Consider the following 21708-nt stretch of genomic DNA (forward strand, 5'->3'; position numbering starts at 1 on the left):
ATATTCGGGATTAGTATTCAACAGCAGTTTCAGGTGTTTGACCACCTGCAAATGCTACAGCTGCATCAAATGATTGGTGAACCATTTCTTCAACAGCTTTTGTAGTGTAAAATGCAGTGTGTGGCGTAACTAAGACATTTGGCCGAGCAATTAAATCGGCAATCTTGGCATCAGGAAATTCCTTGCCTGACCAGTCTTCGTTAAAGAGGCCAACTTCATTTTCATAAACATCCATTGCGAAATCACTGATTTTACCATTATCTAAACCAGCAATTATGGCATCGATATCAACTAAGTTACCACGTGAACAGTTAACAATTACGACACCATCTTTCATCTTGGCAATTGATTCATCATTAATCATATGGTGGTTAGCCGGTACACCAGGTACATATAAAGAAATAACATCTGCTTGAGCATAAAGTTCATCAAGTGAGTTAACATATAAACCTTCCGCTGCTAATTTATCATTTTGGTATGGATCAAAGGCAATTACCTTGGCACCGAAACCTTTAAGAATATTAATAGCAACTTGACCAATGTGACCAGTTCCAATCACCCCAACAGTTTGCATACGTACTTCGCGACCAATTGTTGGAGCCCAACGTAAGTCATGCTTGGCAATCTTAGCATCAAGTGGCTTAGTACGACGAAGCAAACGACTCATTTGAATGATTGAGTGTTCTGCAATGGCATTTGGTGAATAAACAGGAACATTTGAAATTTTAAAACCAAATTCACGAGCGGCGTCAAAATCAATATTGTCAGTTCCAACATTTCGAAGTGAAATGCTCTTAACACCTACGTTAGCTAAAGCTGCAAGAGTATCACGAGTATAATCTAATTGTTGATAAACAACTGCACCATCAGCACCTTGGGCTAGGGCCGCAGTTTCAGGAGTGAGTAATTCGCTGGTGAAATCAATTTCAATTTCAGGATGTGCAGTTGCCCATTCTTGTAAAGCTGGTTTTTCATCTTCGCGGATGCCGTAAGCAAAAATTTTAGTCATGATATATATTATCTCCTTAGATGTTTGTTTGTTATTACACAAGTTATTATACATGATATTTGTATGTTTTCCACTACTTTATCTTAATTTTGTGAATCTTTTATCAATCAAAGTACTCATAATATTAATTATGTGATTATTTTAACAATAATTTAAAGCTAAAAGTGTTGGCAAAAAAGGACTTTACAAACTTGTCTTCAATAATCATTAGAAGTTATAAAGAAGATTAAGGATTGTTAAAAAATTTGCAAAATTAGGTTTCATAGGAGTATATTGGTTTGTATAAACGTTCACTACGCTATTAATCATCAATTAGTTATAGTTACTCAAAAAATAACAATGGGTGGTTAATAGCGTATTAAGTTTTTGAATTGAAGGAGAAGAGATAGATGCTCGAAAAACAAGTTTTAAAGAAACTCTTAGCAAATGCTTTTGATGTACCAGTTATGGTGACATACTGGGATGAAACATCAGAGAATTATGGTGAAGGGTTGCCAACTATTCATATTAAATTGAATAAGAAACTTAATATGAAGGATCTAACTAAAACTCCGACATTAGTATTGGCTGAAGCATATATGAATAAAGATATCGAGATTGATGGGAGTATTCAAGAATTAATCACTTCTGCCTATCGTAAACATGATAGCTTCTTAACCAATCAAGATGGCTTTAAGGGGATGTTAGCTAAATTTGTTCACTCACACGGTGAAAAAGAATCTAAAGAAGACATCCATTCTCACTATGATATTGGAAATGATTTCTATGAAAAGTGGCTCGATAGTACTATGACTTACTCATGTGCATATTGGACTCGTGAAGATATGACACTTGAAGAAGCTCAAATTGCAAAAGTTCACCATATTCTTGATAAGCTTAATTCAAAACCAGGTCAATCATTGCTAGATATTGGCTGTGGTTGGGGGACTTTAATTATTACTGCTGCTCAAGAGTATGGTTTGAAATCAACTGGGGTAACTTTATCAGAAGAACAATATGCCTTTGTTGTAAATCGGATTAAAGAACTTCATTTAGAAGATTTAGTTACAATTAAATTAGTTGATTATCGTGAACTTGGTGATCTTGAATTTGATTTTGTTACCTCAGTGGGGATGTTTGAACACGTCGGTAAAGAAAATCTAGGACTTTATTTCAAGAAGGTCTACCAATATTTGAAACCTCGTGGTCGTGCTTTAATTCACGGTATTACTGGCCAACACGAAGGTGCCGGAGTTGATCCGTTTATTGCTAAATATATCTTCCCAGGTGGGTACATTCCAAATGTAGCAGAAAACATGAAACATATCATGGACGCCCATTTACAATTGGACGATTTAGAACCATTGCGTCGCCACTATCAACGGACACTTGAAGAATGGTACAAGAATTACATGCCAGTCTTTGATGAGACTGTTGCTGCATATGGTGAACCATTTGCACGTATGTGGGACTTATACTTACAAGGTTGTGCCGCTTCATTTGAAAGTGGTAACATTGATGTAATCCAATTCTTGATGACTAAAGGTCCTTCAGGTACTAATCTACCAATGAGCCGTTCATACATCTACAAAAATGAAAAGTAATACATCTATTATTATTTTAGCAAACTAGCCGATGAGTGCAATCATTGACTAGTTTTTTTATTAAAAAAGTTGATGAAAGTTAATTAATTAATAAAAAAACTAGTTAGCTTAGTCACCACTTGCTAAATGAATTAGAAAAAATATATAATTAAAGTACTAACTAACTTTTTAAAAGGGAAAAGAAAGAGGAATATACATGCAAAATTTTAATTTCAAAAATGCAACTGAAATCGTATTTGGTAAAGATCAAATTGCTAGCAAATTACAGGCTGCAGTTAGCCAGTTTGGTGAGAATGTATTACTTGTTTATGGTGGTGGCTCAATTAAGCGCAGTGGCTTGTATGATCAAATAAAGGAATTATTGGCTGATTTAAATGTTGTTGAATTAGCGGGAATTGATCCTAATCCACGAGTTGAATCAGTTACTGCAGGACAAAAACTTACTAAAGAACATGATATTGATGTGATTTTAGCTGTTGGTGGTGGTTCAGTTATTGATGCTGCTAAAGTAATTGCATCTGCCAAGTACTATGATGGTGATGCTTGGGACTTAGTAATCAAGCCTAGCATCCGTCATGAAATTCAACAATTACCAGTTGTTGATATCTTGACATTAGCGGCAACAGGGACTGAAATGAATGCAGGTTCAGTTATTTCAAATCTTTCTACAAAGCAAAAAATTGGTACGTATGGGCCTAATACACCAGCCGTTTCATTCTTAGATCCAACATTAACTTATAGTGTGTCAACTTGGCAAACCGCTGCTGGTTCATTTGATATTTTCAGTCACTTAGTTGAACAATACTTTGACCGTGAACCAAACAATGATGTTACAGCAAGCATGATTGAAGGAATTATGCGCACGGTAATTAAATGGGCGCCAGTAGCAATTGAACAACCAATGAATTATGATGCCCGGGCTAATTTAATGTGGGCTTCAACGATGGCCTTAAATGGTTTAGTTGATCTTGGTAATGTTAATGGTTGGTCCGTTCACCCAATGGAACACGAATTATCAGCTTACTATGACATTACTCATGGAGCAGGATTAGCTATTTTGACACCACGTTGGATGGAATTTTGTTTGAATGCTGATACTGAAGCTAAATTTGCAGCTTTTGGCCGCAATGTTTGGCATTTAGCAGGTGAAGATAGCCAAGTAGCACATGATGCTATTCAAGCAACATATAACTGGATTAAAGAACTTGGCTTACCAACCACTCTTAGTGGCGTCGATATTAACGAAGAAACAAACTTTGAGGCAATGGCTGAACATGCTGTTAGTTTGAAAAATTTAACTCAAACAGCCTATGTACCATTAAATTCTGCTGATGTGGTAGACTTATACCGTAAGTCAATGACAACAGTAGGTTTTGAATAGACCTCAATAGGAGGGACTTAATCAATGGGGATTTTAACTGATAATATTATGATTGTGCCATTTATCATTGGTGCAGTTATTACGGGTGTAATTATTGGAATGATTGGCTGGCTTAGCAATCGGAAAAAGCGCTAGAGTGCAGAGTGCGAGAAGCCCCTGGGAGACAGTGAGCACTAACGAAAAACGATAAAATACGGGTTTGGTATTTTAATCGTTTTAAAGTTAGGCACAACTGTCTGGGGCTTCGAGCACGTTTAGACTCAGCTGCCTAGGACGCGGGCTATGTATCTTAGCTAATTGGTGGTAGGTGTAGGCCTTTGATTGCATAAACACGTTTAGACGCTACCGCCTTGATAACAGCCAAATATAAATAAAAACCGAAGGGCACTTGGCCCTTCGGTTTTTGTATTTGTTGCCTTGTTAATCGAATTGTTTAGGCATAAGCCATGCACATAATACGTAAATAATTAAGGCTCCTACATTAGCAAAGACCCCAAAAATTACAAAGATAACCCGTAGTAAAGTCGGATCAACGTTTAAATATTCACCAAAGCCGCCAAGAACTCCTAACCATACGCGATCTCGATTACTTCTAAAAAGACGTTTATGCATATACCTGACCTCCTTTAATATTTACTGCTCCTTAAGTATATCGAAAAAATAGCTTAATTTAAATTAAAAGGTGGCTGATTGAATTGACCTTAGTTAAGGTGTCAAGTATAGTAAACAAAGCTATTATTGCCATTTATATTGATAAATTTGCCATAAACCCTATTAATGCTTTAAAATTAAGGTATTAAATGTAATAAGCACCAAATTTATGTGGGTAGTAATGACATAATATTATTAAAAAGACAATGGAGAACTAACGATGAATTGGACAGAAGTCAGCGTGAAAACTGCTAGTGAAGCGGTTGAAGCGGTATCAAGTATTTTGATGGAACTTGGTGCTGCTGGTATTCAAATTGAAGATGCCAACGAGAACTTAAATTACCAACGAGCTGATGAAACCGTCTATATTGATTGGGAAGAATTAAACTTACCTCAAGTTGGGGCGATTGTAAGTGGCTATTTTGATGAAGATGATTTTGATCCAGCGGTATTACCACAAATTAAAGCTAAGGTAGTTCAACTTGGTGAATTTGGTTTAGAGTATCTACCTGGTGAAGTAGTTGTTAAAGATATCGATAATCAAAAATGGGCAACAGCATGGAAAAAATACTATCATCCAGTGCGAGTAACGCGCAATTTAACGATTGTCCCATCTTGGTTGGATTATCAACCAGCACAAAGTGATGAAAAATTGATTGTACTTGATCCAGGGATGGCTTTTGGTACAGGAACACATCCAACGACGCGTTTAATGTTAGAAGCTTTGACGATTGTTATACGTGGAGGCGAACGTTTACTTGATGTTGGAACAGGTTCAGGAGTATTAAGTATTGCAGCTAAGCATTTAGGTGTTGGTACAATCACTGCAACTGATATTGATGATGTTGCAGTAGCTAAAGCACAAGAGAATTTAGCACTTAATCCAGTTGCTAAAGATATTGATGTGCATGTATCAGATTTACTTAAAGATGTCGCTGCAGACAATGTTGATATTATTGTTGCCAATATTTTAGCTGAAGTGATTCATCCTTTAATTCCACAAGCATGGGATAAGTTGCGATTAGGGGGTTATTTCTTAACTAGTGGGATTATTAAAGATAAATTTACTGAAATTCGGGATGCTCAAATTGCAGCTGGTTTTAAAATTGAACAAAGTTTACAAATTGGTGATTGGTATGGGATTATTGCGTACAAACCTAATCCTGATGATGTTAACGAATTTACAGCACAAGGGTAAGGTGACCAAATGCAACGGTATTTTTTAAAAGCAAACGTTGAGGCAAATTTTACCTTAGATGAAGAAACATATCATCACTTTGTAACGGTATTGCGTGCAAAGGAAGGTACGAAAGCTGAGTTTGTGCAACCCAATCAAAGTGTAGTGATTGCGAGTTTAGCAACGGTTGCCGATGGCATAGCAACAATGAATGTTGTTGATACCTTAACGAGTAATGTCGAATTACCGATTGATACGACAATTGTCTGTGGCTTGCCAAAGGGTGATAAAGCTGAATTAATCGTTCAAAAAGCGACCGAATTAGGCGTTAACCAAGTGATTTTTGTACAAACTGCTTGGAGTGTTGCCAAATGGAATGATAAAGCGGCTAAAAAGATTGCCCGCTTACAAAAGATTGCCGCTGGGGCCGCTGAACAATCACATCGCACGCGCGTACCAGCAATTAAGTACTTGGCAAGTTTAACGGAAGTGGCAGTGATGCCTTTTGATCACAAAATGATTGCCTATGAAGAAGCTGCTAAGACTGGTGAACAAGCCCAACTGGCCCAAACATTAGCAGCCATTGAACCCCAACAATCAATTTGTGCGGTCTTTGGACCAGAAGGTGGTATTGCACCGCAAGAAATTGAAACATTAACAGCGAATGGTTTTACAGTGGCAGCACTTGGTCCGCGAATTTTACGGGCGGAGACGGCACCATTGTATTGGTTGAGTGCCATTAGCTTTGCACTTGAATTAGCCCAACCACAACATTAAGAATAAAAAATTAGATTTAGGTAGGGAAAAGAATGTTTGCATCGAAACGATGGAGTTATGTAGTAATTGTAATAGTGGGCTTAGTATTAGGAGCGGTGCTTCCGAACGTATTTAATGTCGCTGGGATTAGCGCAAACAGTAAGATAATTTGGTTATTGATTACAATCAACTTCATTGGGGCGTTTGGAATCGGTTGGTATATCAAGCGAACATACACCCCTTGGTGGACATTGTTAATCTTTCCAGGTGTTTTTGCATTAGATACGTTCCTTTTGAAGACCAATGAACACCAATATGCTTACTTCTTGGCGTTGACTTACTTGGCGTTATCAGTAGTCGCCCACTTTAATTCTTGGGCGGTTAACGTTGAAGATGAAGGTGAAGAACATTATAAAAATATTGTTGATAGTGGCTTTGAAGCGGGCAATTAACAGAGTGCGCCAAGGCGCGTTAAGTCCCGTGGCATACTAGGACAAACCAATGACTTGGTCTTTGAGTCAGTAGGGTTGTCCGTATATGCATAGGTACTTGCGGCTTGAAGCACGTTTAGGTAGAGTGCAACCGTAACTGGTAAATACCAAGCACTAATGAAAAATTAAAACTAGTTGTCAAGACGAGACCTTGCCAACTAGTTTTTTGTATTATACTGATCTAAGGGGCGATGACCATTACTTTGCCAGGATGTATGTTAAAATAACAACTAAATAGGGCTGTTGAGGGGTTAGATAAAAATTTGGGCGAGTTATGTAATGGCCATCGAGTTGATTTAGTACGAGCATTCGCAGTGTCTTTGGGACCATTGCGTTTTTTGGAATTGTTTCATTAATTGAGCATTTTAATTTAAAATGGAAAGCTAAGAAGTAAGTATTGTAAATAGAAAAAAGTCGCCTCAAGGGGCGACTTTTTTAGTAACCATACCGAATGTTGCTTAATTCAGCAATTTGTTTAATTAAACTTGTTTGTTCAGCGGTTAGTTGCGTAGTATCTTCTTTAGCCGCATTAGCAATTGCCAAATTGAGTTGGCTCAAGATAAAGGGCACCGCAGTAGTTGGTTTGGTTAATTGGGCTTGATAATCAGTTAACACATGGGCTAATTGACTATCGACCGCTAAAGTTGGTAATAAGGCATTAATTAAATCCAAGGCGGTGATATCACGCTCAGAACCACCAGCAAACCAGTTAACATTACTCATTAAATCTTCCTCCATAGTGTGGGCTACTTAACATCAAAATAAAACGACCAAGTGGTGAAATTACTGTTGTTATCAGTGGGCAAGATGATGGCATCGTTAATAAAAGCGTTTTTAGTATAGAAATCACGATTACGCGTGGCATTAGTGATTAAGCGTAGTTTACGTCCATGATTTTTGATAACCAGATCTTTAGCTGCCTGTAAAATACGTGAACCATAGCCACTACCTTGATTACCTGGTACCACGACTAATGTATCGAGGTACCAATAGTCTTTGGGAAAGGGTTTTAAAATCGCTTCGGCTTTTAAAACTTGGCTCAATAATTGCCGCGAAGTTTTAAAAGATGTCAGCAACGGAATTTTCCAAGCACCGGCTTTTAAAAAGGCTAAACCATCAAGTTCTTGACCAGCCGGAATGAGACTAAAATAACCTATTAACTTATCAGCATCATAGCATAAATAACCATAACCTTTTTGGATGCTTGCAACGGCATTTAATTTTAATATTTCATACAATGCCTTAGTATGTTTAGCTTCAGAAACTGAGATATTGAATAATTCATAATCTTTAAAGCCATCAAAATTAAGCTCAGCAATAGCTAAAATATCATGCAACGTTGCTTTCTTGATTTTCATTAAGCATCTCCTTAATAATTACGTATTATTAAATCATTAATTAGTTATAACAACTATTAAAGTATACCGCTATTGATTAAGAAAATCTAACTATTTGCTACTCATCCAAATTAGCCCTTAATTATAATTAATATCGATTTGAAGTCTGCTATTTTAGTTAAAATCACGGTATAATGAATATTAATTACTATCAATTTGCAAGGACAACTAGTATGATTATTACTAGCACTTTATTTGCAGAAATAACAAAATTGTCAGATAAAAAGGGAGGTGAGGAAATGGAACGGGTGGCCAGTGTGATTGTTGATGTACCTGCAATGCAAACTAACCAACCATATAGTTATTTAATTCCAGTTCCACTAGCCCATACTGTGACACTAGGAATGCGAGTAGTTGTGCCATTTGGTCGTGGCAACCGTTTAATTCAAGGCTTTGTAGTCGGCTTTAGTGAAATTGACAGGCAAGATGAGACTTATACACATTTAAAAATGATTCAGACGGTTTTGGATTTAAAACCAGTATTAAATCAAGAATTAATTAGTCTGTCAGGTTGGTTAGCCCATCAAGCCTATGCATTTCAAATTACAGTACTCCAAGCAATGCTACCAAGTATGTTTCGTGCAAAATATAAAAAATTTTTACGCTCAATTGATGAAATAAATGATCCAGAAATTAAGCAAATGTTTGCTGGTCGAGATTTCATTGAATATGATGAAACCAAATTTACTCCTGAACAAGTCAGTAAATTAACGAAACTGCAACGTGAAGGTAGTTTGGAATTTTATTATGAGGTCAATAACCAAGCTAAAGCCAAGACTAAACTTGGCATTAAACCGTTACTTGATTTTGAACAACTTGAAGAAGCTCGTAGTGGATTAACTAAAGCTGCGCATAAGCAAAGTGTGTTATTGTCATTTTTACAAACTCTAAAATCAGGGCAAGTCGTGGCTAAAGATCGTGTCTTGGCCGAGTATGAGCTTAGTGAGGCAGTGATTACGACGGGGGCAAAAAAAGGGTGGCTCGCTAAAGTGCCGATGGAAGTTTATCGTGACCCAATGGCGCACCATGCAATTGAGCCTAGTCAACCATTAACGCTTCAGCCGCATCAACAAGCAGCCTTAAACGCAATCAATGCAGCTGCTGGTGAAGCACAAACCTTTCTTTTAGAAGGAGTAACTGGTTCGGGTAAAACGGAAGTATATCTACAAGCAATGCAGCATACATTAGCGCAAGGTCGCAGTGCTTTGATGTTAGTGCCTGAAATCGCCCTCACTCCACAAATGATGATTCGAGTTCGGTCACGCTTTGGTCGTCAAGTAGCAGTTTTACACTCTGGGTTATCAATTGGTGAGCGTTATGATGAATGGCGGCGAATTGAGCGGGGTGAAGCCAAAGTAGTTGTTGGGGCCCGCTCAGCCGTATTTGCACCATTGGATAATATTGGTTTAATTATTATGGATGAAGAGCATGAAACAACCTATAAGCAAGATGAAAATCCGCGCTACCATGCCCGTGATGTGGCCATGTGGCGCAGTCAATACTACCAAGCACCTTTAGTCTTGGGCTCGGCAACGCCATCGCTTGAAACCCGTGCCCGTGCCCAAAAAGGCGTCTATCAATTATTAATGATGCCTGAGCGGATTAATAATCAAATTATGCCGACGGTGCAAGTTGTTGATATGCGTGAAGAAATTAAAAAGGGGCCGGAATCAACGTTTTCTGAACCTTTATTAGATGCTTTGAAAGATCGCTTGGTTAAAGGTGAACAAAGTGTCTTGATGCTCAATCGACGTGGTTTTTCGAGTTTTATGATGTGTCGGGATTGTGGACATGTCTTACAATGCCCTAATTGTGATATTGGTTTAACATTACATATGGATACGCATTCGATGAAATGTCACTATTGTGGTCATGAAGAAGGGATTCCTAAAGTATGTCCAAATTGCCAATCAACAGCGATTCGCTATTATGGTACAGGAACGCAAAAAGTTGAACAAGAATTACATGCATTGTTACCTGAAGCACGGATTTTAAGAATGGATTTAGATACCACTCGTAAAAAAGGTGCCCATGAGAAGATGTTGACGGCCTTTGGAGCGCATGAAGCCGATATTTTACTTGGTACCCAAATGATTGCCAAAGGGCTTGATTTTCCATTAGTCACATTAGTTGGGGTCTTGAATGCCGATACTGGACTTGGACTACCGGATTTTCATGCTGCTGAGCGCACGTTCCAATTATTGACCCAAGTTGCTGGACGGGCGGGCCGAGCTGATTTACCCGGTGAAGTCTATGTTCAAACGTATAACCCTGATCATTATGCAATTCAATTGGCTAAAGCACACGATTATGAGCACTTTTATCAACAAGAAATGCAATTACGACATTTAGCTAAGTATCCACCATATTATTTCACGATTAAATTACAAGGCAGTGATTTAGATGAACGAATTGCAGCGCAAAATATGAGTCAAATTGGCCGATGGTTAAAGAAACGTTTACCAGCTGATACCATTTTCTTGGGGCCAACGCCGCGATCAATTGCGCGAATTAAACAGCGTTATTATTACCAAATTGTAATCAAATATCGACACCAAAATCAATTGGATCAAGTATTAAATGAACTGTTAGAACGGGCCCAAAATGCCGGGCACAATGCTTTTCAATTATCAATTGACCGTGAGCCCGTTAGTTTTATGTAAAAGGAGAAATAAATATATGACATCTGTAGTATTTATGGGAACCCCAGCGTTCTCAGCACCTATCTTAGAAGCCGTGATTGCTAATGGTTATGACGTTAAAGCCGTGGTAACGCAACCTGATCGGCCAGTTGGTCGCAAACGCGTGTTGACACCAACGCCAGTTAAAGAAGTTGCTTTAGCACACGAAATTGAAGTATTACAACCCGAAAAAATTAGTGGTTCTGATGAAATGCAACGCGTGATTGATATCAACCCAGATTTAATTATCACGGCTGCCTTTGGGCAATTTTTACCAACTAAATTATTAAATGCTGCTAAAATTGGGGCAATTAATGTTCATGCTTCGTTATTACCAAAGTATCGTGGTGGGGCCCCAGTTCACTACGCAATTATGAACGGCGATGAAAAAACCGGAGTTTCAATCATGTATATGGTAAAGAAAATGGATGCCGGGGATGTGATTGCCGTGGCTGAAGAACCAATTACAAGCACGGATAATGTTGGTACAATGTTTGATAAATTAAGTGTCCTTGGCCGTGATTTATTAATCAAAACCTTACCAGATTTAATTGCGGGTAACGTAACGCCGGTCACCCAAGACGAAGCGTTAGTAACTTTCTCACCAAACATCAGTCCCGAACAAGAACAACTGGACTTTAATCAACCGGCCCAAGTAATTGATAACCATGTCCGTGGTTTATACCCATTCCCAACGGCATATACGGTCATTAACGGCGTCCGGACTAAAATTCAAGGCGTGCAAGTAGTTAATGAGATGACTACGCAATCCGCGGGAGTTGTTGTTAAAAAGACTAAACATGCTTTATGGATTGCGGCTGGTGCAGGCACGATTATTAGCTTAGTTAACTTACAACCAGCGGGTAAACCTAAAATGAGTATCACCGATTATTTAAACGGCAACTTAGCAAACTTTACAGAAGGACAACAGGTAATTTTTAATGGCTAAACCAACCAAACCACAATTGAAAACGGCACGTGCCCTAGCAGTATACACACTGGAAAGTATCAAAAATGGAGCATACTCAAACTTACAATTAAATGCAACTATCAAAAAGTTTGAAATGGATCCAAAAGACAAGAACCTTTACACGACAATTGTTTACGGGGTCATTCAACACCGTTTAACCCTTGAATTTTGGTTAAAACCATTTGTTAAGCAACCGCAAAAAATGCAACCATGGTTACGTGAATTACTGTATACCGCTATTTTTCAAATGCAATTCTTGGATAAAATTCCTAAGCACTCAATTTTTGATGAAACGATTGAAATTGCTAAGCAACGTGGCCATGATGGACAACGGCGCTTTATTACTGGGGTTTTACATCAAATTGATCGCGAAGGCTTACCATCATTTGATAGCATTACCGATCCAGTTGAACGTTTATCAGTAACGGCGAGCTTACCAGTGTGGTTGCTAGAAAAGTTAAATGATCAAGTTGGTTTAACCAAAACGGAAGCGATTGCCGCGTCAATTAACGAAGCCCCAGCCCAATCAGTACGGGTTAACCGGGCAGTAACCAATGTTGATGAAATGTTAACCGCATTAGCAGCAGAAGGTTTTGAAGTTGAAAAGTCACAAGTTGCTGAAGATGGTTTACTTGTGCATGGTGGCTTTGTGGCGGGTAGTCAACCATTCTTAGATGGTTATATTACCCTTCAAGATGAATCTGCGATGTTAGTGGCCGAAGTGATGCAACTTGATCAACCAAGTTACAAAGTCCTTGATGCATGTGCAGCCCCTGGTGGGAAAACGACGCAAATTGCTAGTTATTTAGAAGCTGATGATGGTGGGCAAGTGAATGCCTTAGATATTCACGATCACAAAGTTAAGTTAATTAATGCCAACGCACAACGCTTACACGTTGATGACCGAATTGTGGCCAAAGCAATTGATGCACGCGAATTAAGTGCTGAATTTACGGCAGCTAGTTTTGACCGAGTGTTAGTCGATGCCCCATGTTCAGGATTTGGATTATTACGTCGCAAACCAGAAATTCGTTACGAAAAGCAATTAGCTGATAGTCAAAACTTACAAAAGATTCAATTAGCTATCTTAGATAGTGTCGCCAACTTAGTTAAGATTGATGGCTTGTTGACGTATTCAACTTGTACTATTTTAGATATTGAAAACCAACAAGTTGTTCAACAATTCTTAGCAAATCATCCAGACTTTGCATTAGCACCAGTCGTAACAAGTAATAATTTTCCAACTAATGACGACCAAACATTGACAATTTACCCAGATGATTACCAATCAGATGGTTTCTTCATTGCCAATTTAAAGCGTATTAAATAATATCAAAAGGAGCGAGCCGATGATAACGGGATATATGTTAACAAAATTAAATCTGACCGAATCACGGCGTGCAAAAGTTTTTGGTAATATTTGGCAAGGTGGAGCACAGACAGTTTCAACTAGTTTTTGGGGCTTAGTATATGATGTCTTGCCTGAAACGGGATTGTTTGAAAATACTAATATTGAAAAAGTGCTTAAAGAATTACAGCGACATGGCTTGATAAAACATGATGCTCACGGTTTAATTCAATTAACATCTAAGGGTGCTACAACACAAGCACAATATCAAGAGACACATTATATACCTAAGCATTTAGCAATTAATCAAAATTTCGATTTAAAGTTATTTCGTGATCTTTTTTTATTAGCTAATCAAACTATTTCAGAATTGGCTTATCATAATGCCCGATTTTATCCGTATCAAATTGATTTACAGGCTCAGTGGCAACTAAAACATTGGTTGAAAATGCATCCTCGTGAAGTATTGATTACGCAGTGGTCACAAGAATTACAAACTTGGCTTGCAACCTTATCTAATGAAGATGCTCAATTATTTGCACAGATGTTATTTGGACATGATGTTAGCAATGCCTTATTTAGTGAGTTACCAATACCCGATACATGGACTGAATTTGATTGGCAATTATGGCAGCTAGATCAAATAGCGGCTTTGATGACAGTTAGTTTAACCACCGATACACTAATTAAAAGTCTAATACTATTGACGCGGCGGTCATTACTTTCTAATAGTGCTAATATAAGTGTAGCAATGTGGCAAGAAAATCATTCGTTAAAACAAATTGCTCAACAACGCCAAATTAAGCCTAATACAGTTCGCGAACATATTTTACAAGCTGCTATCTTACAGCGTTGGTCAGTAGCTGCAATTGAAGAGTTAATTCCTGATAACGAGCAAAGTGTATTGGCAGACATATATAGGGATGCAGATTTAATAAATTGGGATTTTAAAATTTATGCGGCGGGCAAAGATCCACGATATTTTACCTATTTTAGGCTATACCAACTGCTACAGTTAGCAAAAAAGCGGGAGGACATGGATGTCAACGTTTGATAATCGATTACATGCTTATTTAAAAAGATATTATAACTTTAATACATTTCGTCCAGGCCAAGCTGAGGTGCTAACAGCTCTACTAGAGCGACGTGAAGATGTATTAGCAGTCTTGCCAACGGGGACGGGTAAGAGTTTAATTTATGAACTTGCGGGGCGCTACTTAGGTGGTTTAACAGTAATTGTTTCACCACTATTATCATTAATGCAAGATCAAGTAGCTCGTCTAAATGCCCATGGTATCCGTCGGACAGTTGCATTAAATTCAATGCAACATCCGCGAACAAAATTTTTTATTTTACAAAATTTAGCAAAGTTTGATTATGTATTCATTGCACCAGAAACACTAACGCAAAATAGTGTCTTGGAAGCTTTAGCTCAGCAAAAAATTAATTTATTAGTTGTTGATGAGGCCCATAGTATTGCGCAATGGGGGCCTGATTTTCGCCCGGATTATTTAGAAATTGGGCGGGCATATCAACTGTTTGCTCAACCACGGTTATTGTTATTAACAGCCACGGCCAGTGCCCAAGTTCGAACTGAGATTCAAAGGCAATTTAAATTACCTAAACCCATGACGCAAGTCGTATATTCAGTTAATCGCCCGAATATTCATTTACGGACTGAAAAAATTGCTAACGAGCAAGAAAAGCATGCTCGTCTTTTGGAATTAGTTCGTGAGTTACCAGGGGCGGGAATCATCTATTTATCAAGTAAAAAGCAGGCTAATCAGTTACGAACTGATTTACAGCAAAAGACAGCTCGAAAAGTTGCTACATACCATGGTGATATTGAAAATGAACAACGTTTTGCTATTCAACAGCAATTTATGCATAATCAACTGGATGTAATTGTGGCAACATCTGCATTTGGAATGGGCATTGATAAAGCAGATGTTCGTTGGGTAATTCATTATCATCTGGCTGGTGATTTAGAAAGCTATTTACAAGAAATCGGGCGGGCAGGTCGTGATCAACAGCCTGCAATTGCAATCTTGTTGTACACGGAAACTGACGATTATTTAGTTAATAATCTATTAATTAGTGGAATACCAGATGATTTAACAATTAAACATTTTTATTTGCAAACCCCACATTATCCATTTGATAGGCAGCAATTACGCTTATTGCAGTATTATGCTAGCCAAGGCCTAGATGAAAAGGCGGTTACTGAGTTATTTCGACGCCGACTGCTAGTCAAAAGATTGGCATTACAACAAATGGTGCAGTATATTGAAATCACAACTGATAAACGCAACTATTTATTACGAGTATTTGGTGAAGAACAATTAGTGGGGGTGGCAGCTCAAAATTGGTCAACACAAGCAGAAACATTAGATATTGCTAGTTTAGCGCTACCAACGACTAAAGTAATGCCTAACATAGGTAATATTGATTGGCAAAAACGAATAAAAAAGTTATTCAATCAGTAAGTTGATTTTAAGCATTTATGGTACAATATTCACTGATAATTTTTAGGAGGAGTTACATGACTCAAAATAACGACGAACAAAAGAAAAAACCATGGGAGGCCTCATTTACTGAAGAAACTAGTCCAGATGAATCAGCTGCCCCCTCACGTACGCAATTTCGTAAGCGCAGTTCCCGGACTGCGTGGATTGTAAGTTTATTAATTTTAGCTGTGGTAGTCTTAGCGGCTTACCCGGTAGTTCGCTATGTTGAATCTATTAATTCACCAGGCTCATCAGCTGATGAACCTGCACAAACTCAAATTTCAACATCAGTCCCAAGTAAGAGTAGTGCTAAAAAATCAAATGATGCCGCTAAAGACAGTCAAAGTAAAGCAGATGCAAGTAGTGAAGCTGCTGCAAGTAGTCAAGCCGCCGCAAGTAGTGCTGCTGTCGCAAGTAGTCAAGCTGCTGTAGGTGCAGCCGCTGCTAGTCGTCAAGCGGCACAACAAGCTGCCGCACAACAATCATCAATGAAAGCCGCCCAAGAACAAGCCGCACAACAAAGCAGTTCATCAAGTAGTACTGATAGTAGTTCAAGTTCATCTCAAGATGGGGGCCAATATGATACCGTTAAAGTTAATGGATACCGGCTCGCATTAGCACATGGCTTGTCATTAGGTGAATTACAAGCCTTAAATCCAGGTGTTGACTTGAACAATGTCCACGTTGGGGAATCACTGCGCGTTAAATAAATATAGATTGGAACATTGAATAATTTATGACAACAAAAACACAAGTCGCAATTGATGGCCCGGCCTCAGCTGGTAAATCAACCATCGCTAAAATTATTGCAGCTCAAATGGGATACATATATGTAGATACTGGTGCTATGTATCGGGCAATCACACTAGCTGCCATGCAAGCTAACTTGATTCAAGTTGGCCAAACAGCAGTTGATGAGACAAGCATCAGTAATTTATTAGCTAACGTTCAAATTAGCTTTGCACCAAGTGAACAAGGCCAGTTGGTATTTTTAAATCAAGTTGATGTGACAGAAGATATTCGTCAGGCTAATGTAAATAGTTTAGTTTCAGTAATTGCTGCTATTCCAGCGGTCCGTACAGAATTGGTTGAACGGCAACGCCAATTGGCAGCAACTAGTAGTGTCATCATGGATGGACGTGATATTGGTACAACAGTGCTACCAAATGCGCAAGTTAAAATTTTCTTAGTTGCTAGTGTAGCCGAACGCGGTCAACGGCGATTTGCTGAAAACCAAGCGAAGGGGATTGATACTGATTTAACATTGGATGAAATTAAGGAATCAATTGCGCGTCGGGATTATCTTGATTCACGCCGTGAAGTATCACCATTAAAGCAAGCTGATGATGCCGTATTGGTTGATACAACTGGCTTAAGCATTGATCAGGTTGTGGCAAAAATCACTGACTTGATTAAGCAAAAAATTGGTTAAATAATTTTTTTGTAATAATTGAGATAAAAATATAGTCAAAAACAACTAAGTAGGGTACAATATCCTATAGAGTCGTTTTATTGGAGGATTGTTTTTCATGAATGAAGAAAACAACGAATTATTAGCAGCCCTTGATGCAGCAGCAGAAATTAATGTTGGTGACATTGTTAAGGGTGAAGTTTTAGCATTTGACGATCAACGTCAAGCTATTGTGGGAATTCAAGGTACTGGTGTTGAAGGTGTGATTCCAGGTCGTGAATACTCAAACAACCCAGATGCAGATATGACTGCAGAATTAAAAATCGGTGACGTTTTAGACCTTGTTGTTACTCGTAAAATCGGTAGCGATAAGGAAGGTGGTTCATACCTCCTTTCTAAGAAGCGCCTTGAAGTACGTAAGGCTTGGGAAAATCTTGAAAAAGATCACAAGCCTGGTGATATCCTTGAAGTACCTGTTATCCAAGTTGTCCGTGGTGGCTTGGTAGTTGATGCTGGTGTTCGTGGTTTCATTCCTGCTTCAATGATCGAAAACCGTTTCGTTTCAGATTTAAACCAATACAAAGGTCAAACTGTCCGTGCTGAAATCGTAGAAATCGATCCAGCTGACAACCGTTTGATTCTTTCACGTCGTGCCGTACTTTCAGCTGAACACTCAGCTGCTATTGAAAAAGTATTTGGCGAAATCAGCGTGAACGATGTTGTTGAAGGTAAAGTTGCTCGTATGACTGACTTTGGTGCTTTCATCGACCTTGGCGGTGTAGATGGACTTGTCCACGTATCAGAAATTTCATACGACCGTGTTTCAAAACCATCTGATGTACTTTCAGTTGGTGAAACTGTTAAGGTTAAAGTACTTGCAATGGACGCTGAAAAGCAACGTATTTCATTGTCAATCAAGCAAACTCAACCTGGCCCATGGGAAAAGATTGCGCAAGACGCTCCTGAAGGTTCAATCCTTGAAGGAACTGTTAAGCGTTTGACTGACTTTGGTGCTTTCGTTGAAGTTGCTGCCGGTGTTGAAGGTTTGGTTCACATTTCACAAATCTCACACAACCACATTGATGCACCTTCTGACGTATTGAAGTCAGGTGAATCAGTTAAGGTTAAGGTATTGTCAGTTGACCCAGCTGCTCAACGTTTGAGCCTTTCAATCAAGGCTTTAGAAGAACGCCCAGCTGCTCAAAAAGCTGAAAAGTCAGAAGATAACTCTTCTGCATCATCATCAGATATCAAGAACTACACTTCTGATGATGAAGAAGGCTTCACTATTGGCGATATTCTTGGTGACTTGAACAAGTAATTGTCATTAAAAGAGAGGATCGGTGGTGAACCGATCTTCTCTTTTATTTTATATAAGAAAAAGATATTCGAAAAGGAGAATCACTATGGGATATCCATTAGTTGCAATTGTTGGTCGACCAAACGTTGGGAAGTCAACAATTTTTAACCGGGTTGTCGGTGATCGTATTTCAATTGTTGAAGATACACCTGGGGTTACTCGTGACCGGATTTACGCACGTGGTGAATGGTTAGGACATGAATTCCGCTTGATTGATACTGGAGGAATTGATATTGATGATCAACCATTTATGCGTCAAATCACAGAACAAGCTGAAGTAGCTATTGATGAAGCAGATGTAATTGTCTTCATGGTTAGTGCTCAAGAAGGATTAACTGATGCAGATGAACACGTAGCTAAAATTTTATACCGGGCTGATAAGCCAGTTATTGTGGCAGTTAACAAGGTTGATAACTTTGAAATGCGCTCAGAAATATATGATTTCTATGCATTAGGCTTTGGTGAAGTTTACCCAATTTCTGGTTCACATGGAATTGGGTTAGGAGACTTATTGGATGAAGTTGTTAAAAACTTCCCAGAAGCTGAAGAAGAAGTTGAAGATGATGCAATTCGCTTCTCATTTATTGGGCGACCTAATGTTGGTAAATCTTCATTGGTTAATGCTTTGCTTGGTGAAGACCGCGTTATTGTGTCACCAATTGAAGGAACTACGCGAGATGCCGTCGATACAAAATTTACCACTGATGCTGGTGATGAATTTGTGATGGTTGATACGGCTGGGATTCGTAAGCGTGGTAAAGTTTATGAAAGTACCGAAAAATATTCAGTTATGCGGGCCATGCGTGCGATCGATGACTCAAATGTTATCTTGATGGTTATTAATGCTGAAGAAGGTATCCGTGAACAAGATAAACACGTGGCTGGTTACGCCCATGAAGCTGGCCGGGCTATTATTCTAGTCGTTAACAAGTGGGATGCGATTGAAAAAGATAACAAGACGATGCAAGAATTTGAAGACCACATTCGTAACGAATTTAAGTATTTAGATTATGCACCGATTGTTTTTGTTTCAGCTAAAACTAAACAACGATTGGAAAAGTTACCAGCTTTAATCAAGCAAGTTAACGAAAATCATAAGAAACGAATTACTAGTTCAGTCTTGAATGAAGTTATCTTGGATGCGGTAGCAACCACACCAACGCCAACGGTGCATGGAAAGCGTCTGCGGATTTATTACGGAACTCAAGTGGCTATTCAACCACCAACATTTGTGGTCTTTGTTAACGACCCTGAATTAATGCACTTCTCATACCAACGCTTCCTTGAAAACCAAATTCGTAAAGCATTTGATTTCACGGGAACGCCAATTCACTTAATCATTCGGGAACGTAAGTAAGACCAATTAGATTAAGGCCCGAACCCGCACAAATGCAAAAGCAGCTGTGTGGGTTTTATTATCTAAAAGTTTTACAGTCTAAAGGAGAATATCATGCAAGAATCATATTCAGAACAAATGTTAGATGCACTTAGCGGAGGCCAATTAGAGGTAGCTAAGAAATTATTTGCATCTGCTTTACGCCATGACGACGACGATATGTTATTTAGTTTGGCAGAAGAATTATATGGATTAGGCTTTTTGAAGCAAGCAAAACGGGTTTATTTAAAACTTCTTGATGCTTATCCAGATGCTGATGAATTACGAACCGGCTTGGCAGATGTCTTGATTGATGAAGGTGAGATTGACGAAGCAATCAATTATTTAAGTCAAATTACACCAAATTCAGCAGCTTATCTAGAAAGTTTATTGGTTATGGCTGATTTATATCAAACGGAAGAACTATTTGAAGCGAGTGAACAAAAGTTGATTGAAGCTCATGCATTAGCTCCAAATGAACCGGTTATATTATTTGCTATGGCGGAATTTTACTTTAATATGCGCCAATTTAAAGCTGCCATCAAGTATTATAAAGAGCTCCTAATCCAAGGGGTTAAAACTTTCTCACGAGTTGATTTAGTCTCTCGGATTGGAGTTGCGTACGCGCAAGCCGGTAATTTTGATAATGCAATTGGTTATTTAGAACAAATTCACGAAGCCGATATGACTCCGGCTACTCAGTTCCAACTTGGATTTACATATTTCCAATTAAAAGAATATGAAAAAGCGATTCCAGCGTTAGAAAAAGTGGTTGAAATGGATAATCAGTTTGCTAGTGTTTACCCATATCTAGGGCAAGCCTTGGTTGAAACTAATCAATTGGAAGATGCATTACGAATCTTCCAACAAGGTTTAGCAGTTGATGAATTTAATGAAACCCTATTCAAAATTGCCGCTGAAACTGCGATTAAACTCGGTGACTTTGCATTGGCAACTAAGTACTATGAAGAAGGACTAGCCATTGAACCAGATGATGTAACCTTAGTACTGGGCTTGTCAAATCTATACTTACAAGCTGAAAATGATACTGATAATATTGAATTATTAAGTGCATATGTGCAAAATGATGAAGTTGATCCGCAAGTTTATTGGAATGTTGCCAAGTCATTGACACGCGTCGATCAGTGGGAACTTGCTCGTAAATACTGGCATGCTGCGGCAGATAGCTTTATGGATAATTATGATTATTTATATGAAGCCTTTAGCTTTGCCAAAGAAGATGCTGATTGGCAATGGGCATTGGCATTGGGGAATCAATATATTAAATTACAACCGGAAGATTACGATATGTTAGATCAAGTTAATGCTTTAACGGATGAACTTTAACAATAAAGTGCAGCCTCTTAATTATAAAAATAGGGCTAAATTCTAAATTAACGTAGTAATTATGTAAATTTAAAATTGTATTATATAAATTATGCGTCGGTTCAAGTTGTTGAACGGACGCTTTTTTTGGCTATCAATCAGGGTTATGTAAAGAATATGTATTGGTAATATTTATATTGTGTTAAATTTAGATAAAGATTAATTTACTATTTGAAATTATGAATTTGCCGTATAATATTAGTATAGATAACGATAAAAGGGGTG

Annotated in this window: 19 protein-coding genes; 15 read left to right on the forward strand and 4 right to left on the reverse strand. The window is 38.3% G+C overall.

From position 1 onward, the window contains the following. Positions 1-10 precede the first annotated feature (10 nt). Positions 11-1009 carry a D-2-hydroxyacid dehydrogenase gene (locus tag HF964_RS00525; RefSeq protein WP_168721102.1) on the reverse strand — a complete coding sequence of 333 codons (999 nt, stop codon included), beginning with the start codon at positions 1007-1009 and terminating at the stop codon, positions 11-13. 389 nt (positions 1010-1398) lie between these two features. Here HF964_RS00525 and HF964_RS00530 point away from each other — a divergent pair, with 389 nt between their 5' ends. Then, positions 1399-2592: an SAM-dependent methyltransferase gene (locus tag HF964_RS00530; protein WP_168721103.1), complete on the forward strand. Its 1194-nt coding sequence runs from the start codon at positions 1399-1401 to the stop codon at positions 2590-2592. Positions 2593-2788: 196 nt separating this feature from the next. Further along, the gene (locus tag HF964_RS00535; protein ID WP_168721104.1) at positions 2789-3973 is read left to right on the forward strand and encodes an iron-containing alcohol dehydrogenase; all 1185 of its coding nucleotides are present in this window, start codon (positions 2789-2791) and stop codon (positions 3971-3973) included. A gap of 420 nt (positions 3974-4393) precedes the next feature. Here HF964_RS00535 and HF964_RS00540 read toward each other — a convergent pair whose 3' ends face one another. Continuing rightward, entirely contained in the window at positions 4394-4585 is a 192-nt protein-coding gene (locus HF964_RS00540) for a PspC domain-containing protein (protein WP_168721105.1), read from the reverse strand. Between the two features lie 259 nt (positions 4586-4844). Here HF964_RS00540 and prmA point away from each other — a divergent pair, with 259 nt between their 5' ends. From prmA to HF964_RS00555, 3 genes are read left to right on the forward strand one after another with little or no spacing between them, the layout of a single operon-like run. Continuing rightward, positions 4845-5822, forward strand: a complete 978-nt coding sequence (gene prmA / locus HF964_RS00545; protein ID WP_168721106.1) for a 50S ribosomal protein L11 methyltransferase — start codon at positions 4845-4847, stop codon at positions 5820-5822. A 9-nt stretch (positions 5823-5831) separates the two neighbouring features. Beyond that, positions 5832-6578, forward strand: coding sequence for a 16S rRNA (uracil(1498)-N(3))-methyltransferase (locus HF964_RS00550; protein ID WP_168721107.1), 747 nt, complete (start codon positions 5832-5834; stop codon positions 6576-6578). 32 nt (positions 6579-6610) lie between these two features. Continuing rightward, on the forward strand, positions 6611-7009 hold the full coding sequence (locus tag HF964_RS00555) for a CrcB family protein (RefSeq protein ID WP_168721108.1): 399 nt from the start codon (positions 6611-6613) through the stop codon (positions 7007-7009). 474 nt (positions 7010-7483) lie between these two features. Here HF964_RS00555 and HF964_RS00560 read toward each other — a convergent pair whose 3' ends face one another. Together HF964_RS00560 and HF964_RS00565 are read right to left on the reverse strand one after the other, a co-directional pair. After that, positions 7484-7771, reverse strand: a complete 288-nt coding sequence (locus HF964_RS00560; RefSeq protein ID WP_168721109.1) for a bacteriocin immunity family protein — start codon at positions 7769-7771, stop codon at positions 7484-7486. Between the two features lie 23 nt (positions 7772-7794). Next, positions 7795-8406 (reverse strand): GNAT family N-acetyltransferase, encoded by a 612-nt coding sequence (locus HF964_RS00565; protein WP_168721110.1) that lies wholly within the window; start codon positions 8404-8406, stop codon positions 7795-7797. 278 nt (positions 8407-8684) lie between these two features. On the opposite strand from HF964_RS00565, the gene priA reads away from it, so the two are divergent. The 10 genes from priA to HF964_RS00615 all read left to right on the forward strand — a co-directional run bounded on the left by priA (position 8685) and on the right by HF964_RS00615 (position 21444). Then, positions 8685-11108 carry a primosomal protein N' gene (priA, locus tag HF964_RS00570; protein WP_168721111.1) on the forward strand — a complete coding sequence of 808 codons (2424 nt, stop codon included), beginning with the start codon at positions 8685-8687 and terminating at the stop codon, positions 11106-11108. 16 nt (positions 11109-11124) lie between these two features. Then, on the forward strand, positions 11125-12075 hold the full coding sequence (gene fmt / locus HF964_RS00575) for a methionyl-tRNA formyltransferase (protein ID WP_168721112.1): 951 nt from the start codon (positions 11125-11127) through the stop codon (positions 12073-12075). Beyond that, entirely contained in the window at positions 12068-13426 is a 1359-nt protein-coding gene (gene rsmB, locus HF964_RS00580; RefSeq protein WP_168721113.1) for a 16S rRNA (cytosine(967)-C(5))-methyltransferase RsmB, read from the forward strand. Before fmt ends, rsmB begins: the two co-directional genes overlap by 8 nt. A 19-nt stretch (positions 13427-13445) precedes the next feature. Then, entirely contained in the window at positions 13446-14498 is a 1053-nt protein-coding gene (locus HF964_RS00585; protein WP_168721114.1) for a helix-turn-helix domain-containing protein, read from the forward strand. Beyond that, positions 14485-15930: a RecQ family ATP-dependent DNA helicase gene (locus HF964_RS00590; RefSeq protein WP_168721115.1), complete on the forward strand. Its 1446-nt coding sequence runs from the start codon at positions 14485-14487 to the stop codon at positions 15928-15930. Before HF964_RS00585 ends, HF964_RS00590 begins: the two co-directional genes overlap by 14 nt. A gap of 56 nt (positions 15931-15986) precedes the next feature. After that, positions 15987-16661, forward strand: a complete 675-nt coding sequence (locus HF964_RS00595) for a LysM peptidoglycan-binding domain-containing protein (RefSeq protein WP_168721116.1) — start codon at positions 15987-15989, stop codon at positions 16659-16661. 26 nt (positions 16662-16687) lie between these two features. Beyond that, positions 16688-17383, forward strand: a complete 696-nt coding sequence (gene cmk / locus HF964_RS00600; RefSeq protein WP_168721117.1) for a (d)CMP kinase — start codon at positions 16688-16690, stop codon at positions 17381-17383. A gap of 97 nt (positions 17384-17480) precedes the next feature. Then, complete coding sequence (rpsA, locus tag HF964_RS00605) at positions 17481-18683, forward strand: 30S ribosomal protein S1 (RefSeq protein WP_168721118.1); 1203 nt, start codon at positions 17481-17483, stop codon at positions 18681-18683. Between the two features lie 85 nt (positions 18684-18768). Next, positions 18769-20079: a ribosome biogenesis GTPase Der gene (gene der / locus HF964_RS00610; protein WP_168721119.1), complete on the forward strand. Its 1311-nt coding sequence runs from the start codon at positions 18769-18771 to the stop codon at positions 20077-20079. Between the two features lie 93 nt (positions 20080-20172). Further along, positions 20173-21444, forward strand: a complete 1272-nt coding sequence (locus HF964_RS00615) for a tetratricopeptide repeat protein (RefSeq protein WP_168721120.1) — start codon at positions 20173-20175, stop codon at positions 21442-21444. Positions 21445-21708: the final 264 nt, after the last annotated feature.

This window comes from Periweissella fabalis (assembly GCF_012396505.1).
In the GTDB taxonomy this organism is placed as follows: Bacteria; Bacillota; Bacilli; order Lactobacillales; family Lactobacillaceae; genus Periweissella; species Periweissella fabalis.

What these genes read in the sequence shown, in the direction of transcription:
- HF964_RS00525 (WP_168721102.1), bottom strand. Translation starts at nt 1,009, where the DNA reads ATGACTAAAATTTTTGCTTACGGCATCCGCGAAGATGAAAAACCAGCT.
- HF964_RS00530 (WP_168721103.1), top strand. Translation starts at nt 1,399, where the DNA reads ATGCTCGAAAAACAAGTTTTAAAGAAACTCTTAGCAAATGCTTTTGAT.
- HF964_RS00535 (WP_168721104.1), top strand. Translation starts at nt 2,789, where the DNA reads ATGCAAAATTTTAATTTCAAAAATGCAACTGAAATCGTATTTGGTAAA.
- HF964_RS00540 (WP_168721105.1), bottom strand. Translation starts at nt 4,585, where the DNA reads ATGCATAAACGTCTTTTTAGAAGTAATCGAGATCGCGTATGGTTAGGA.
- prmA (WP_168721106.1), top strand. Translation starts at nt 4,845, where the DNA reads ATGAATTGGACAGAAGTCAGCGTGAAAACTGCTAGTGAAGCGGTTGAA.
- HF964_RS00550 (WP_168721107.1), top strand. Translation starts at nt 5,832, where the DNA reads ATGCAACGGTATTTTTTAAAAGCAAACGTTGAGGCAAATTTTACCTTA.
- HF964_RS00555 (WP_168721108.1), top strand. Translation starts at nt 6,611, where the DNA reads ATGTTTGCATCGAAACGATGGAGTTATGTAGTAATTGTAATAGTGGGC.
- HF964_RS00560 (WP_168721109.1), bottom strand. Translation starts at nt 7,771, where the DNA reads ATGAGTAATGTTAACTGGTTTGCTGGTGGTTCTGAGCGTGATATCACC.
- HF964_RS00565 (WP_168721110.1), bottom strand. Translation starts at nt 8,406, where the DNA reads ATGAAAATCAAGAAAGCAACGTTGCATGATATTTTAGCTATTGCTGAG.
- priA (WP_168721111.1), top strand. Translation starts at nt 8,685, where the DNA reads ATGGAACGGGTGGCCAGTGTGATTGTTGATGTACCTGCAATGCAAACT.
- fmt (WP_168721112.1), top strand. Translation starts at nt 11,125, where the DNA reads ATGACATCTGTAGTATTTATGGGAACCCCAGCGTTCTCAGCACCTATC.
- rsmB (WP_168721113.1), top strand. Translation starts at nt 12,068, where the DNA reads ATGGCTAAACCAACCAAACCACAATTGAAAACGGCACGTGCCCTAGCA.
- HF964_RS00585 (WP_168721114.1), top strand. Translation starts at nt 13,446, where the DNA reads ATGATAACGGGATATATGTTAACAAAATTAAATCTGACCGAATCACGG.
- HF964_RS00590 (WP_168721115.1), top strand. Translation starts at nt 14,485, where the DNA reads ATGTCAACGTTTGATAATCGATTACATGCTTATTTAAAAAGATATTAT.
- HF964_RS00595 (WP_168721116.1), top strand. Translation starts at nt 15,987, where the DNA reads ATGACTCAAAATAACGACGAACAAAAGAAAAAACCATGGGAGGCCTCA.
- cmk (WP_168721117.1), top strand. Translation starts at nt 16,688, where the DNA reads ATGACAACAAAAACACAAGTCGCAATTGATGGCCCGGCCTCAGCTGGT.
- rpsA (WP_168721118.1), top strand. Translation starts at nt 17,481, where the DNA reads ATGAATGAAGAAAACAACGAATTATTAGCAGCCCTTGATGCAGCAGCA.
- der (WP_168721119.1), top strand. Translation starts at nt 18,769, where the DNA reads ATGGGATATCCATTAGTTGCAATTGTTGGTCGACCAAACGTTGGGAAG.
- HF964_RS00615 (WP_168721120.1), top strand. Translation starts at nt 20,173, where the DNA reads ATGCAAGAATCATATTCAGAACAAATGTTAGATGCACTTAGCGGAGGC.